The organism is Moraxella sp. (assembly GCF_030525845.1).
Classification (GTDB): Bacteria; Pseudomonadota; Gammaproteobacteria; order Pseudomonadales; family Moraxellaceae; genus Moraxella.
Genome location: NZ_JAUNDY010000005.1, coordinates 56,474 through 72,304 on the forward strand (window position 1 = coordinate 56,474; position 15,831 = coordinate 72,304).

The 15,831-nt window shown below is 44.8% G+C and carries 14 protein-coding genes; 2 read left to right on the top strand and 12 right to left on the bottom strand.

Annotated elements, in window-relative coordinates:
- Positions 1 to 202: 202 nt before the first annotated feature.
- From adk to Q4B79_RS03355, 6 genes are all read right to left on the bottom strand, one after another.
- Positions 203 to 853, bottom strand: a complete 651-nt coding sequence (adk, locus tag Q4B79_RS03330; protein ID WP_303085062.1) for an adenylate kinase — start codon at positions 851 to 853, stop codon at positions 203 to 205.
- A 181-nt stretch (positions 854 to 1,034) separates the two neighbouring features.
- The gene (gene ccmI, locus Q4B79_RS03335; protein ID WP_303085012.1) at positions 1,035 to 2,300 is read right to left on the bottom strand and encodes a c-type cytochrome biogenesis protein CcmI; all 1,266 of its coding nucleotides are present in this window, start codon (positions 2,298 to 2,300) and stop codon (positions 1,035 to 1,037) included.
- Positions 2,297 to 2,803, bottom strand: a complete 507-nt coding sequence (locus Q4B79_RS03340; protein WP_303085013.1) for a cytochrome c-type biogenesis protein — start codon at positions 2,801 to 2,803, stop codon at positions 2,297 to 2,299. The genes ccmI and Q4B79_RS03340 overlap by 4 nt, the downstream gene beginning before the upstream one ends.
- A complete protein-coding gene (locus tag Q4B79_RS03345) occupies positions 2,800 to 3,384 on the bottom strand; it encodes a DsbE family thiol:disulfide interchange protein (RefSeq protein ID WP_303085014.1) in 585 nt (194 codons plus the stop codon). Before Q4B79_RS03345 ends, Q4B79_RS03340 begins: the two co-directional genes overlap by 4 nt.
- A 4-nt stretch (positions 3,385 to 3,388) precedes the next feature.
- Positions 3,389 to 5,368 (bottom strand): heme lyase CcmF/NrfE family subunit, encoded by a 1,980-nt coding sequence (locus Q4B79_RS03350; protein ID WP_303085015.1) that lies wholly within the window; start codon positions 5,366 to 5,368, stop codon positions 3,389 to 3,391.
- Positions 5,369 to 5,627: 259 nt separating this feature from the next.
- Positions 5,628 to 6,938 (bottom strand): hypothetical protein, encoded by a 1,311-nt coding sequence (locus Q4B79_RS03355; RefSeq protein ID WP_303085016.1) that lies wholly within the window; start codon positions 6,936 to 6,938, stop codon positions 5,628 to 5,630.
- 259 nt (positions 6,939 to 7,197) lie between these two features.
- On the opposite strand from Q4B79_RS03355, the gene mrdA reads away from it, so the two are divergent.
- Together mrdA and rsmD are read left to right on the top strand one after the other, a co-directional pair.
- Positions 7,198 to 9,174, top strand: a complete 1,977-nt coding sequence (gene mrdA / locus Q4B79_RS03360; protein ID WP_303085017.1) for a penicillin-binding protein 2 — start codon at positions 7,198 to 7,200, stop codon at positions 9,172 to 9,174.
- A complete protein-coding gene (gene rsmD, locus Q4B79_RS03365; RefSeq protein ID WP_303085018.1) occupies positions 9,171 to 9,752 on the top strand; it encodes a 16S rRNA (guanine(966)-N(2))-methyltransferase RsmD in 582 nt (193 codons plus the stop codon). Before mrdA ends, rsmD begins: the two co-directional genes overlap by 4 nt.
- A gap of 120 nt (positions 9,753 to 9,872) precedes the next feature.
- On the opposite strand, the gene accC is transcribed toward rsmD, so the two are convergent.
- From accC to xseA, 6 genes are all read right to left on the bottom strand, one after another.
- Positions 9,873 to 11,213: an acetyl-CoA carboxylase biotin carboxylase subunit gene (accC, locus tag Q4B79_RS03370; RefSeq protein WP_303085019.1), complete on the bottom strand. Its 1,341-nt coding sequence runs from the start codon at positions 11,211 to 11,213 to the stop codon at positions 9,873 to 9,875.
- Positions 11,214 to 11,225: 12 nt separating this feature from the next.
- On the bottom strand, positions 11,226 to 11,651 hold the full coding sequence (accB, locus tag Q4B79_RS03375; protein ID WP_303085063.1) for an acetyl-CoA carboxylase biotin carboxyl carrier protein: 426 nt from the start codon (positions 11,649 to 11,651) through the stop codon (positions 11,226 to 11,228).
- 300 nt (positions 11,652 to 11,951) lie between these two features.
- Positions 11,952 to 12,563 (bottom strand): TIGR00730 family Rossman fold protein, encoded by a 612-nt coding sequence (locus tag Q4B79_RS03380; protein ID WP_303085020.1) that lies wholly within the window; start codon positions 12,561 to 12,563, stop codon positions 11,952 to 11,954.
- Positions 12,564 to 12,638: 75 nt separating this feature from the next.
- Complete coding sequence (locus Q4B79_RS03385) at positions 12,639 to 13,571, bottom strand: DMT family transporter (RefSeq protein ID WP_303085021.1); 933 nt, start codon at positions 13,569 to 13,571, stop codon at positions 12,639 to 12,641.
- A 13-nt stretch (positions 13,572 to 13,584) separates the two neighbouring features.
- Complete coding sequence (nfsB, locus tag Q4B79_RS03390; RefSeq protein ID WP_303085022.1) at positions 13,585 to 14,244, bottom strand: oxygen-insensitive NAD(P)H nitroreductase; 660 nt, start codon at positions 14,242 to 14,244, stop codon at positions 13,585 to 13,587.
- Between the two features lie 35 nt (positions 14,245 to 14,279).
- Positions 14,280 to 15,725, bottom strand: coding sequence for an exodeoxyribonuclease VII large subunit (gene xseA, locus Q4B79_RS03395; protein WP_303085023.1), 1,446 nt, complete (start codon positions 15,723 to 15,725; stop codon positions 14,280 to 14,282).
- Between the last annotated feature and the right edge of the window lie 106 nt (positions 15,726 to 15,831).

Sequence of the window (15,831 nt, forward strand, 5' to 3'; positions counted from 1 at the left end):
GTGAATGGATAATGCCAATTTGGAATAACCATATCACAAAACACCCAAACATGCAACAAAAATACAACAAATATGCTGATTTCCTACAAAACACCCAGTCAATCACTTACCACACCATCAAACGATGCTTTGCCACTTACAAAAAAACCATGCCCAAGATTTCTTATGGCATGGTTGATGTGTTATCGCAACTTGTCTGAGGTTACTTTAATACCGCAAAAATCTCATCTTTGACAGCATCGATAGACTTAGTGCCGTCAAAGCAATGATAGCTTGGTGCATTTTCGCCTGATTTGGCAACTTCTTGATAATGTCCAACCAATGTAGCGGTTTGGGTGTGATACACCGACAGACGGTCTCTTACCACCTCTTCTTTGTCATCATCACGTTGCACCAAATCCTCGCCAGTAACGTCATCTTTGCCCTCGACTTTTGGTGGGTTATGGATGATGTGATAGGTACGCCCAGAGGCAAGATGGGCTCTGCGACCAGACATACGACTGACAATCTCATCATCAGGCACGCTAATTTCAATCACATAATCAATATCCACCCCTGCCTGTGCCAATGCCTCTGCCTGCGGAATGGTACGTGGAAAACCATCAAAAATACAACCACCCACACAGTCAGGCTCTGCCAAACGGTCTTTTACCAAATTAATAATCAAATCGTCAGACACTAACTGCCCTGCATCCATGACACTTTTGGCGATTTTACCAAGCTCCGTGCCGCTCTTGATGGCACTACGAAGCATGTCCCCTGTGGAGATTTGAGGGATATTGAATTTTTCAGCAATGAGTTTGGCTTGTGTGCCTTTACCTGCACCAGGTGGACCTAATAAAATAATACGCATCATCATACTCTCCTACATGATAAATTAGGTGCGATACCTTGTTTTTAAAACAGCTCGCACAAAACACAAAAAACTTAAAATACCACATTGTAACTTTATGTAATCACAATGATTGCGTCCCACACTATACTCCACATCCATTCATTATTCAAGCGGTTTTTATGAATATGTCGTTTGGTATTTATGGGACAATCTGAGAAATCTGCAATTGTACTGAATTTTGACCCTTTTTTAGAATCACAGGATTTGCCATAAAATCCCCAGATTCGCTCAATGCCCCCCCCGTGTGGCTGATACGAGCATTAACCACAAAACTTACTCCGTCTTCACGGCCTGCTGTCAAGGTGCGATTTGGCATCATCGCATCTAAATCACTAAGCGACACTTGCAAAGCTCCATCTCTAAGCTCACCAACCGATAGGCGTTTCACAGCGTATGGAGCTCCCCCCGCCACATCAGAGATGGAAACAAACAACATCGCGCCACCATCAACCTGAGCAAGCAATGTCTCTGCCACGCTTACGCCAACATTTACACCTGCCATCATGGTGGCTTCTTGGGCATTGATGGTGGCAAGCAATTCGTCAAGGCTAGACAGTGCCGCATTTCTATCTACCCCGCTTTCGCTGGTAATACTATCACGAAGCCGAGCCACCCACGCCTTTGCCTTATCAAAATTGTTGGCACGTGTCTCACCCATTGCCATCATCATCATCGCACCCTCATGCTTGGGTGTTCGTGTCAAAATGTCTTGTAGTACCCCACGTGCAGTTGCATCAAGCAAACCATTATTAGCAAAAAAGCTGGTCTGGGCGTACGTCATGGCTATCTCGTCATTGGTAGGGTCTAAGCGATATGCTCTTGATAACGCCTCCAACGCCTGCGGTGTCGCTTCTAACGCCACAAAAAGCTCGGATAATCTCATCCAACGATCCGGGTCATAAGCGTGCTGATGGACGTTGGTTTGCATGGCAGAAATCAAGGCAGTGCTGTCTTTGGTTGCCCATGTTGGCGGTGTGTCAATCTTACCTGTCAATAGATCATCTGCCACTTGACCCACCGAATCTTGTGCTTGCCAAAGTCCAAATACAGAGGTTCTGTCCCCACTTGTCAGATAAGCCAACATCGTCAAAATAGGAATCCACACCATGACAATCAGACGGCTTTTTATGCCAACAGGTGCATGGCTCTCCACATAAGTCTGAGCGTCCAAGAGCTGACGTTTGAGTTGAATTTCCCCAGCCTTAAACGCTTCTTCATCAATCCGCCCCGCTTCTTTGTCTGCATTTAACTCAGCGATACGCTCGCCAAACACCGCCACATTGACCACCATAAGCTGATTGTCCACCACCTTTTGCCCTCTTAACCAAGGGAAAATTACCACTAAGGCAAGCAAAACACAAAGCAATACCGAAAGACTAAAAAATAATAACAGCGTTGGGGTCATGACTTATCCTCTTTGCAGGGTTTATTGTGGAGGCTTTGGTGCTTGGTCAAGATATTGGCAATTTTAGCTTCCTCATCTGCCGACAAAGAGACCACTCCTTCATTTGTCGCCACTCGCCCTGCTCTGGCTTTGTAGAGCCAACCTAATATCAACACCACCAATAAAATCGGCGGGAAAATCCACAAAATCCATGTCGATGGTCGAAGCGGTGGTTTATAACTGATAAAATCGCCATAACGGTCAAACATAAACTGGCGAATCTCAGTATCACTTCTGCCGTCCATAATCATCTGATAAGTTTGGTTTTTTAAATCCACCGCAATCGGCGCGTCCGAACCTGCCAAATTTTGGTTTTGGCATTTTGGACAACGAAGCTCTTCAATGAGTGCCTTATAGCGAGTTTCATCTTCGGCACTCTTAAACTCATAAATATCAATAGTAGCAAAACTTGACACGCTCACTACCAACACTGCACTGACGATGAATGATTTGATAATATTCATGATTGGCACGCCTTGGTTTTTTCTGATTCATCTGCATTGGGGTTGGTTAGTGCGTCCATACATGGCTTAATGCTAGATGTCCAGTTTTCTTGACTAATCTCGCCCGTGATGTGCTGATAAACCACCCCTGTGCCATCAACCACGAATGTCTCTGGAGCTCCTGTCAATCCCAAATCTAGACCGTACCGACCATCTAAATCCTGCAAAGAAAATACAAATGGGTCTTGGTACTGATTGAGGTATTGCAGGGCATCAGGCAATTCATCTTTATAGTTTAGTCCCACCATCGGCACGCCTTGTGCTGACAGCTCCATCAAAAACGGATGTTCCACCCGACATGTCGGACACCACGACCCCCAAGCATTGAGTAAAAATGGTGTTTTTGGCAGGTCGGTGTTTGCCATCATGCGTTGAGGGTTGGATAATAAGGGCAGACTAAATGCAGGCAATGGCTTATTCATTGAGGTAGCAATGACCACATCGCTGGGCTTACCCAAGCGATTAAAAAACATCACCATCAACACAAGAAATATCGCCAATGGTATCATAAAAATAATGGTATATTTTTTGGATTTGGTCATGAGCTTACTCCTTATCAAATGGGTGTGTTTTGGGTTTTAAGCGATAACGCTTATCTAGCATGGCAACCAAACCACCCAATGCCATGACAATCGCTCCAAACCACAACCAACGCACCATCGGCTTGACATATACTCGCACCGCCCATGTGTCATGATTGCCAGCAATTGGCTCGCCTAATGCAATATAAATCTCGTTTAGTAGGCTTGCTCTTAGCCCTACCTCAGTCATGGGCATCATTGAGATTACATAATTTCGTTTTTCTGGATAGAGTGTGGTTATGAGAGCATCGTCTGCTTTTACCTGCACAGTGGCACGTATGGCATCATAATTTGAACCCTTAATGGTTTCAAATTCTTGTAAATAAAAGTCATAGCCTTGCACATGGGTACTATCACCTACCGTCATGGCAATATCTTTTTCAACGCTAAGGGCTGACACACCCGCCACACCAAGTGCTGTAATCAGCACGCCAATATGAGCGATTTGCATGCCATAGTAGCTAGGAGTCAGTTTTTTAAGACCATTGAACAAACCCTTTGAATGACGAGTTTTGTCCTTGATATCTAGCACCATAAACCCAATTACCCATACCGATAACATCGCTGTGATATAAATACCATGTTCAAAAGACGTATTTTGACCCAGTAGATTTATCATGTACCATAGTACCCCACCAAGCACAAGACTGCATAGCCCCATGCCCATTAGCAACTTTGTAAAAGAACGACTGTCATGCTTATAACGCATGGTTGCTCCCACTCCCATAAAGGCAAGCAAAATCCATGTCAGTGGTACAAATAACGCATTAAAATATGGAGGTCCTACCGAGACTTGACCGAGCTTAAAGGCATCAGCAATGATGGGGTACAACGTACCAAGTAGCACCACCAAGGTTGCTACCAATAAGATGATGTTATTTATCACTAAGATGGTTTCTCGTGATTTAAGTTTATAAAAACTCTCCACAGTCAGCTTCCAACCACGCAAAGCGAACAGCAGTAGCCCACCACCGATAACCACCCCCAATATCGCCAAGATAGCCATACCCCTTGTGGGGTCGGCAGCAAAAGAATGCACCGAAGTGATTACCCCTGAACGCACCAAGAATGTCCCAAGTAACGATAAGGCAAAGGAGAAAATCGCAAGCATAATCGTCCACGCCTTAAACACACCACGTTTTTCAGTAACAGCCAGCGAGTGCATCAGAGCGGTACTAGCCAGCCAAGGCATGAGTGAAGCATTTTCCACAGGATCCCAAAACCACCAGCCTCCCCAACCAAGCTCATAATACGCCCACCACGACCCAATGGCAATCCCCAGCGTCAAAAACGCCCACGCCGCCACCGTCCACGGACGAGACCAACGTGTCCACACCGCATCAAGTCGCCCCGCCCACAATGCCGCCATACAAAACGCAAATGGCACTGCCATGCCTACATAGCCCATATATAGCATGGGTGGATGAAAAATCAAACCAGGGTCTTGAAGTAGTGGATTTAAGTCCACACCATCAACAGGCAAATTTGGCAGGGTGCGATTAAAAGGACTTGACGTAAAGGTCAGCATGGATAACATCATTACCTGCACGCCTCCTAGCACCGCAAGCACCCTAGCCCTCATGTCCAGTGGCAATCCACGACTAAATATCGCCACGAGCATGCACCACGCTGACAAAATCGTCATCCATAACAGCAGTGAACCCTCATGTCCACCCCACGTCGCTGAGATTTTATAGTACCAAGGAAGTAGGCTATTGGAATGGCTGGCAACATACACCAAACTAAAATCATTAAACAAAAATCCTGCCATCAGCCCCAAAAACGACATCATCATCGCCAAAAACCCAGCCAGTGCCAAACTGGGAGCTAGGCGTTGCCATGCGACTTGTTTTTTTATGATACCTAGCGTGGGTAATACAGCCTGCAAAATTGACAGCATTAAGGCAAGTAATAACGCAAAATAACCCAATTCAGTGATTAACATAGGAAATTCTCAAAATTTTTATCGTTTTAGGGCGTGCTGAACTTTTGTATTTGCCATTAAAAATGAGAAAAATCGTAAGTTTTTCAAGGAAAAAGTGAAGTTTGATAGTTATTCTATCAAACGAGCTTTTGACGATGAAAAACAAGATTTAGCCATTTTTAATGCAAAAGCGATTAATTTTTTCTAAAATTTTTCTGTTTTGTAAAGAGTGTTATAAAGGTTTAGCACGCCCTAGTACTTAAAATACAAAATGCGTTCATCAAAAAAACACCACCACCAAATGTAGCCACCCTGCCAAAAGCCCTGTAATCGCCCCCAAAATCACCAGCGTCATCTCATCTTCTTTAAAGGCGGGTCGAAGCAGATTCTGAAATTCATGAGGCGAAAGTTCTCTGATGCGACTTTCAAACAGCCCAAAAATCTTACTCGCCCTAGAAGTGTTAAGCTTGGGGTCTCTGATGGGTATCATGGTTGCATCAATAGATTTATCAATGATAATATCCTTAAAGGCATCTAGCTCACGACTATCCATGCCAATTCTTAGGATAGATTTAACCACTGGCGATTCAAGCAGTTCGTACAGGTGCGATTTGACAAGCTCACGAGTTTTTGCTGAATGCACACCATACATCATCTCGCTCATGATATTTTCTAAGGTAACTAACTCATTTACCACAATCTGGGCAAAGACGGTTGAGACCTCATCTTGACGCTTCATAAAACCACCCTGCCACAAGTAGCGATGAACGTGGGGGAACATTGGATAGACCTTACCATCTTGGTAGCGAAACAGACGAACGAACCAAATCGGGCGTGGCTCAACAGGATTAAACACCATCCATATCGCAATCCAGTTGGTCAATGCCCCCCAAATTGCTGCAAAAAACGGCACCGTCCAATGCTGTGGCACAAAATAAAAAATCCCCATCTGAATAATGCCAAAGCCAAAACCAATAACAGCACTGATTTTCCAAATGAAGTTAATTTCTTTTTTGCCCACCCTCAAAAACATATCCACCATGAGTTTACGGTCGGATTCCATGCGTTTGACGATCATCGCTCGCATATCCACCAGTTCCTCGACGTGGGTGGTAAGGTCGATAACCAAAGACTTCATAATCTCCGGCATTTCGCTGTGAGCGTGAGCATAAATTCGCCGTCTGATGGCATAAGGGGTATGCGTCCACAGAGCATAATAACGCTCCAACATAATCTCATCGATGAGACTTTCTAGGTTTTTATCCACCGTCTCTGTGATGAATTCCGCCATCTCACGAGGCTCCATCGCCTGCAAAAATTCATCGATATTACCCAGTTTTGAGAGTGCCTGATCGACAATAACCCCTGAAATCTTGCCTGCCTTAGCGGGGACAATGCCTTGCCAGCCCAAGCCCTGTAAGCCCCACGGCATATTACGCACACGAATACCCCAAAACTTGATGGGATGAAACAACATCTCTAATGCCATCCACACATGAGCCCATGTTACAAAGGCGGTAACGGGCGGAATGGTTAGCATGGCAATGAATTCAGGGTGAGCGGCAAGAGCCTGCCAAATGGTCGAAAACATAGGGGTATCTTAAACTGTTTTTGGGTAAGTTTGGCAACGGCTAAACGGCTAATTGACAAAATAAAACAAAATTGGCTAATTCTACCATAATTTTAATTACTTTTCCAAAAATCCCACCCAAAACACCCAACTAAATTGGCAATTTTTACAAATCATTACTTTTAATATCCGCCATGCCATTTTTGCAAAAATTGCTTCACACCTTAAAAATATGCTATAATCATCGGCTTATAATTAGCCTGTCTGTCGCCAACCACCCATGAACCAACCACGCTCCAACGACTCAGACCTTAGCACTCGTGTTTTTCAAAGACGAGTGGTGGTGGCTTGTATCATGGTGTTTTTGGGCATGATGGGACTCATTGCTCGCTATGGGTTTTTGCAGATTAACCAATACGACAAATACCAAACTAACGCCGAAAATAACCGCATTAAACTCATCTCAGACCCACCCTCTCGTGGCTATATTTATGACCGAAACGGCATTTTGCTTGCTGATAATACGCCTGTTTTTACTGCCGTCATCAGCCCTGATGAGATTGAAAATCCCAAGCACACCCTAGAATTACTCATGCCAATCTTTGGGCTAACCAAAGAAGAGGTTGATGACATACTCAGCAGAATTAACAAATCCAAAAACAACCCCGTTACCATCAAAATCGGTCTTAGCGAAGAGCAAATCGCCACATTTAGCGAGCGAAAACCTTTTTTTCGTGGGGTCAGTATCCAAACTAAGCTCTCTCGTGTTTACCCTCATGATGAACTGTTTGCTCATGTCATTGGCTATGTGGGACGAATTAATGACAAAGAGTTTAAAAAAATATCCGAAGATGAGTACACCAAATCCCTATATGCAGGCACAGATTTGATTGGCAAAATCGGCATCGAAGCTCAATACGAGGAAATACTGCTGGGCAAACCCGGTTATCAATCCGTAGAAGCCAATGCTCACGGCGATGTGCTAAGACGACTAGACTCCAAGCCTCCTGTGGCAGGCAATGACCTCTATCTAAGCCTAGATTATGGACTTCAAAAACTCGCCCAAGACCAGCTCGCTGGGCGACGTGGTGCTATCGTGGCATTAGACCCAAAAAATGGCGAGGTGCTAGCCTTTGTCTCTAACCCCAGCTACGACCCCAACCCTTTTGTTTCTGGCATTTCCAGCAAGGAGTATGGAGCACTCAGAGACGACATTGACCAGCCACTTTATAACCGTGCCTTGCAAGGGCTTTATCCGCCCGCCTCCACCATCAAGCCTTTTGAGAGTATGGGTTTTTTACATTACGGGGCGATGAGCTGGGAAGATACGATTTTTGACCCTGGTTATTTTAGTCTACCAGGCGACAGTCATAAATTTCGTGACTGGAAAAAAGGCGGACACGGCACAGTGAACATGAGTAAATCCATCATCATGTCGGTGGACACCTATTATTATAAAACCGCCTACAAACTCGGTATTGATAAGCTACACAGCTGGATGAGTGAGTTTGGTTTTGGCAAAAAAACAGGCATTGATTTACCCAACGAAAAAGCAGGTATCATGCCCTCCCCAAAATGGAAAATGGATACCTACAAAAAAGAATGGCTGCCTGGCGAGACCATTTCTGTCTCTATCGGTCAAGGGGCGTTTTTGGCAAGCCCATTACAAGTAGCCAACGCCAGTGCCATGACCGCCATCAAAGGCAAACACCTAACACCGCACCTTCTAAAACGCTCTGAGGGGGCAGCCCCCGTTCAAATCATTGACAAGCCAGATGGCGTGATTAATTTTAACGGCAAGCCCTCTGATTGGGACAGAATGCACATTGCTATGGAAGATACCGTCAAGCGAGGCACCGCCAAAAACATCTATACCTCACGCTATCGCATGGCGGGCAAGACAGGTACCGCTCAGGTCAAATCCATCGCACAGGGCAAAACCTACAATAAAGCCGCCCTTAGCTCTCGCCACTGGGACCATGCGTGGTTTACAGGGTTTGCCCCTGTGGACGACCCTCAGATTGCACTGGCAGTCATTGTCGAAAATGGTGGGGGCGGTGGTAAAGTCGCTGCGCCGATTGGGCGAGTGTTATTTGACTATTGGATTCTCCAGCGAGAGAAAAATCCCATACTACCTCCTAGCGAGGAAGAGCTTGTTAAAATCAGAGCCATCAAACGTCAAGCCATGCAAGCAAAAATTGCCAAAATGGAAGCTGAAAAAGCCAAAGTAAAAGCCCAAGAGAAAAAATCATCATGACCAAATCCGCCAAACCAAGCCAAGTACGCATTATTGGCGGACACTTTAAAAGACGAAACATCAGTTTTATTGATACCGATGGACTACGCCCCACACCTGACCGCTTGCGTGAGACGATTTTTAATTGGCTGATGGCAGATATTTTTGGTGCAACTGTGCTAGATGCTTGTGCAGGCTCTGGCGTACTGGGTTTTGAGGCGTTATCACGAGGTGCAAGCCACGTAACATTCATAGAGCCGAACACCGCCCAAGCTGGCAAACTCAAACAAAATGCTGACACCCTAAAACTTACCAAAGGCAACCTAACCATCATCAACAATACCGCTGAGCACGCCATACCCTTGCTTGGCACGCCTTTTGATGTGGTGTTTATCGACCCGCCCTATGCTCTAAATTTATGGCACGCCATCATTCACGCCATCATCTCACATCAGCTTTATCATGCTGACACACGTTTTTACATCGAAGCAGATAGACCCCTTGATGAGATATTACAACCGTTTTGTGCCACACTCATTAAAAGCACCAAAGTTGGGCGGGTGCATGCAGGGATATTTACTATGCCAAAAAACAGTTAATTTAACCCCCATTCCGACACCAACAGCTCATTGTCATTCACGTCAACTTCATTAGACTTTTACGCCAAATCGTGTCGCAAAAAAGGGCAAACGTCGGTTCGCCCTTTATGTCATATTCGCTTATGCTTTTAGCAGATGATTTTCAAGATAATGGATATTTTGAGCCTCTTCGGTAAACCGCTCATCAATCAAAATCACATCTCGATGAAGCGGGATATTGGTTTTGATGCCCTCAATAATCAGCTCATCAAGCGAATGAAGCATTTTTTGGACAGCCTGTCGTCGTGTCTGAGCATGACAGATCAGCTTACCAATCATCGAATCATAGTAGCTTGGAATGCTATACCCTTGATACAGATGGCTATCAAAACGCACGCCAGACCCACTAGGGGCGAATAAGTTGTCAATGCGGCCAGGACACGGCATGAACGTCTTAGGGTCTTCGGCATTGATACGGCATTCCATTGCATGTCCACGAATGGTAATCTCGTCTTGATGATAAGATAAGCCATACCCTGCGGCAATTTTTAATTGCTCAACAATAATATCAATGCCTGTAATCATCTCAGTTACAGGGTGCTCCACCTGAACACGGGTATTCATTTCAATAAAGAAAAATTCTTCGTTTTCGTACAAAAACTCAAACGTCCCTGCCCCACGATAACCTATTTGTTTGCATGCACGCACACAAGCGTCCAAAATCGGCTGTTTAATATCATCTGGAATACCAGGAGCTGGGGCTTCTTCGAGTACCTTTTGGTGACGGCGTTGGAGCGAGCAATCTCGATCAAACAAATGCAAAGCATTGCCATTGCCATCGCCTAACACCTGCACCTCGACATGACGAGGATTTTTTAAAAATCTCTCCATGTACACCGTGTCATCGCCAAAAGCGTTTTTGGCTTCGGTCTTAGCGGCTTGTACTTGGCTGATAAGCTCCTCAAAACGCTCCACCACACGCATGCCACGACCACCACCGCCAGCGGCAGCCTTGACAATCAGCGGAAAACCAATCTTGCGTGCTTGCTCTTCGGCATTGTGCAGGGTAATCGCCCCTACCGAACCAGGCACCGTTGGCACGCCTGCCTCTTTCATGGCATTAATGGCAGAGACTTTGTTACCCATCAGACGGATGTGCTCAGGGGTTGGTCCGACAAAAATCAGACCTGCTTCCTCAACCTTCTCGGCAAACTCCGCATTTTCGGACAAAAAACCATAACCAGGATGAATGGCATCAGCCCCTGTGATTTCAGCAGCGGTCAAGATGGCGGGAATGCTAAGATAACTTTGGGTGCTATAAGCCGCTCCAATGCACACCGCTTCATCACAAAAACGCAAATGCATCAAATCCTTATCAGCGACCGAATACACACCCACCGTCGAAATACCCAGTTGCTTACACGCTCGCACGATACGCAGAGCAATCTCGCCACGATTGGCGATGAGTAGTTTTTTAATCATGTCGTCCCAGCCTTATGCTTTATAACGAATCACAGGCTGACCAAACTGCACCACATCAGCATTGGACACCAAAATCTCTTCAATGATACCGCTTTGGGTGGCTTCTAGTGGGTTCATGATTTTCATGGCTTCAATAATACCAAGCTGGTCGCCCACTTCTACCTCTTGACCCACTTTGACAAATGGAGGGTCATTTGGGCTAGGTGCTGAATAAAACACTCCCACCATCGGCGATGTCTCGACCTTGCCACTTGGGGCTTTTGGCGTGGTGGCTTGTGGTACGCCGCCAACAGGAGCAACCGCCTGTGGCACAGCAACCGTCTGCACAGCAACATTGCGAGCCAAATGGACATAACCATCATCATTGCCAACTTCTAGATTTGCTAGGTCTTTTTCTTCCATCAAATCAATAAGTTCACGAATCTGCCCAATATCAATCCCCATGCTCTCTTTGGTGGTTTTTGTTTGAGAGGTTGATTTTTGAGTGCTTTTTGAAATGCCCATGCCATTACCTTATAAAAAATAAAATTAAGGGTTAATTGTAACAAATTTTTTCAAAATCGCCTAGTCCAAAGACTTAGCCAAACCTTACTGTCTTGTAAAAATCAGTAACACAAAAAATTTGTTCATCATCTAAGTGTATAGTGTACATACGTACGAATTTTTTGCAAGTGTTTTTTACAAAATAATGGTAAATTTTTAAGATCTTGAAAAATTAGCACACCAAATTCACATCATTCACGCCAATTCATCTAGCCATGCAGGTCGTGTCCACTTTACCGCATCAACGTATTGAAAATTTTGCATTTTTTGGAGTAGCTCCTCGCTATCTTGTGCCACGCAAAGCAACTGTAAGTTTTCTTTGGGCATAAATCCACTCTCTGCCGTCTTAACAAGCATGTCTAACATGGGATCAAAAAATCCAGCGACATTGAGCAATCCAATGGGGTTTTGGGTCAGTTTTAGCTGGCTCATTGACAAAACCTCAAACAACTCCTCATAAGTGCCAAGTCCCCCCGCCATCGCAATGAATCCATCTGCCAGCTCGATGAGTTTGGCTTTACGTGTTGGCATGTCAGGCGTTTCGATAAGCTCGGTCAGCCCCTCATGGGCTTTTTCTTGCTGTCTTAAAAAGGTGGGAATCACGCCCACAACCTCTCCGCCATGAGCAAGCACGCTATCTGCAATCGTCCCCATCATGCCAATAGCACCGCCACCATAGACCAAACGCTTATCCTGCAAGGCAAGCGTTTGCCCCAAGATTTTGGCGTGATGATAATAATCAGGGATACTGCCGTAGTTTGAACCACAATACACCGTGATGTTTTTTAAGGGATTGATGTTTGTCATAAATTACTTACCTATCAAATAAATTTGTTGCAAAAGTTACGATTTTATAAATACAAAAGTTAGCACCTTAATTTATCAATCAAAAGAATTTTTGGTAAATTTTAAAAACCGCCAAGGCTGAACCGTGCCAAGCCCCATGCCAATAAGCCCCAATACCATGACGATGTTAAGTGGTTCGCCAAGTAACGGCACCGCCAAGAGTGCTGAGATAAATGGGGCAAGACTTGCTAGCCCTCCTGCAAAAAACGCCCCCAAACGCACCACAGCCAAAGAGTAGGTAAATGTGGCAAATATCGTTACTAGCACACCATGAAACACCCCTTGTATGATGATGTGCGATGGGTCTACCCCAACAAAACCCAGTCCACCGATGTCCATCGCCAGCATAAGCACATAAATCGGCAAATATAATATCGCCGACCAGATTACCGTACTGCACATGACCTGCCATGCACTAAACTGCCACTCTCTCAGCAAGATACTGTACCCCGCCCAACAAAATGCACACACCACAAACAACGCATCACCCACCCCAAAGGATAACCCCTTAACCATCATCAAGGCAGTCATGGCAATGAGTGTCGCCACGATTAATGCTAAGGCGATTTTTGTGTCGGTATCTGGTCGTTTTTTGAGCAAAATCAGCATAGCGATGGCGGTTGCCACAGGAATCATACCATTTAAAAACACCGCCCCATGAGCCACAGGAGCAAGCAAAAACGCACTATACACAAGCGCGCTATAACCTACCCCACCCAAAAGTGCCAACGCCACCGCTTTGGGTTGCCATAAAAATTGCAAATCCTGCCGATAAATCAAAATTGGCAATAAAATCAGAGCAGACACCCCAAATCTTACCGCCACAATATCCCACGCCAAAATCCCCCAGCTGGCATTTAGTCGGGCAAATAGGCTAAACCCACCCCACACACACATGGTAAAAATGATTAACACATAACCTTGTGTGCTTGGCGAGAGCCTGTCAAACAGATGATGTAAGTTACGCATAAAAGCCCTAACATCAGCCATCTAAATTCACAAAAACCTCGTTGGCGGATAATCTTGCTTTTGGTAGGTTTTTGTTAAAGTCCTCATCACTGGCATAGCCAAGTGATACCACAACCATGCTTCTCATGCCTTGACTTGACAAATTAAATTCCTTATCAAGTACCGCCTTGTCAAAACCACCGATAGGCGTTGCGTCAATCCCCATCATCTTGGCACAAAATAGCAGTTGTCCAAGAGCGATATAAATTTGCTCATTTATCCACGCATGCAATGAAGCGGGGTCATTAGCATAGGCATTGAGATAATTTTTACAAAGTGCTTGACGTGCTACCTTATCCTCAGGACGGCGAAAACGACCCGCCAAATCCTCTGCATTGATGACTTTGTCTAAATGTTCATCATTAATCTGAGTATTGGCACAAAAAATCAGTACATGCGAAGCCTTCATGACCTTAGGTGCATTATGAGCGTCCGTGCCTGTCATGGCGGTGGCAATGCGTGCTTTGGTCACATCTGTCTTAGCAATCAAAAATCGCCAAGGCTGAATATTTATGGACGATGGCGACAGTCGCAAACACTCAATAAGCTCCAAAAAAAGCGTATCATCAATGGTGCGTATCTCATCATAAGCCTTACAAGCATGGCGGGAGCGTGCAATATTTAGTGCATTCATGTGTTTATCCCAAAATAAAATCAAAATTCTTGTATTTAATGATTGTGAACAACCGCCTTAACCGTGCCATCACAAAATAAAATATCAATCTCGCCTGCACGAACATCATCTTTACTTGATACCAGCTTTTCATGCTGACGCACCAAAGCATAACCCTTAGCAAGAGTACGCTTAGGATGCTGTAACAAAATCATGCTTTGGAGGTGGCGAACCTCATGACTTGTGCGATAAAGTATCTGATGGGCGGTTTTTTGTTGATGAGCAAGCAGGTCATTTAGATGATTTTTGTGAAGCAGAATATGATGTTTGGCATGGGCATTTAGACGATTTAATAAAAAATCATTATCTTTTTTGGCAAGAAGCACAGACTGATTAGCATGATGATGAATGCTTTTCATGCTAAGATGACTTTGTTCTTTGGCAAAAGCCAAGTATCTTAGCGTCTTATCACAGATGGCTTGCATGGCAGATTTGGCAAGAGCTACCGTATTTATCAAATGATTTTCGATAGCCGCAATAACTTTTGATGGCGTATCAAAACGTGTGTGTGCCACCTCATCAAGTAACACCTTATCTCGTTGGTGTCCGACCCCCACCCACACAGGCATGGGAGACTCCGCCACCAAGGCAGACAGCTCATAGTCGTTTAGATAAGCCAAATCCCCCACCGCACCACCACCACGAATGATGACTAGCAAATCTGCATGATACTGATGCGTGTTATAAAAATCGCCAATGGCATAATTAATGACATCTCTAATTTCTTGGGGAGCGTGATTGCCCTGAAAAGTTGCATGATGATAATAAAACTGGCATGCCCCCGCCCCAGCAAGCCTATCTGCCTCTGCACGAAAATCCCCCAATCCTGCGGCATTTTCGGGGGCAATGACTAGCACATGACGAATGTCAAAAGGCATGGGCAATGACTTATTGAGCGTGGTTAACCCTGCATCGTACAGACGTTTTAGCATGGCGTGATACGCCTGCATTAAAGCGCCGAGCGTATAAGTAGGGTCAATATCACTAATGTTAATGCTAAATCCATACTGAGGATGAAAACTGGCACTACCACGAAAGAGTATCGCAAGCCCTGCCGTCAACGCCTGATTGGTGGCTTTGATAAATCTATCTACCACACCAGAACGATACCGCCAAAGCGTAGCCCTAGCAGTGGCCGTGATGTTGCCCTCCTCATCCTTTTCGGCAAGCTCAAAATAATAATGTCCGCCCTTCGTATTTACCGAGCGAATCTCGGCACTAATCCACACCTCATGGTCAAAAGTCTCTGATATGACCATTTTTACTGCCGATAAATACTCGCCCAGTGATAATTTTACATCGCTAAAATCAGGAGCTTCATGCTCTAAGCTCATCTCGTCAGCAATCGATTGATGTAGGGCAACAACCCCATTTTCATCAGAATGCACAGTCGCCAAACGGTCAATATCCGCCAAAATAGTACGTGTCTTTTGTGTCGTCATTTCTGTATTTTTGATATTTTGATTCTTAAGACAGTCATTTTATCACAAGTTTAAAAAATACAACACAAACCCAAACAAACAATATCCATTTTATAATAGCCATAAA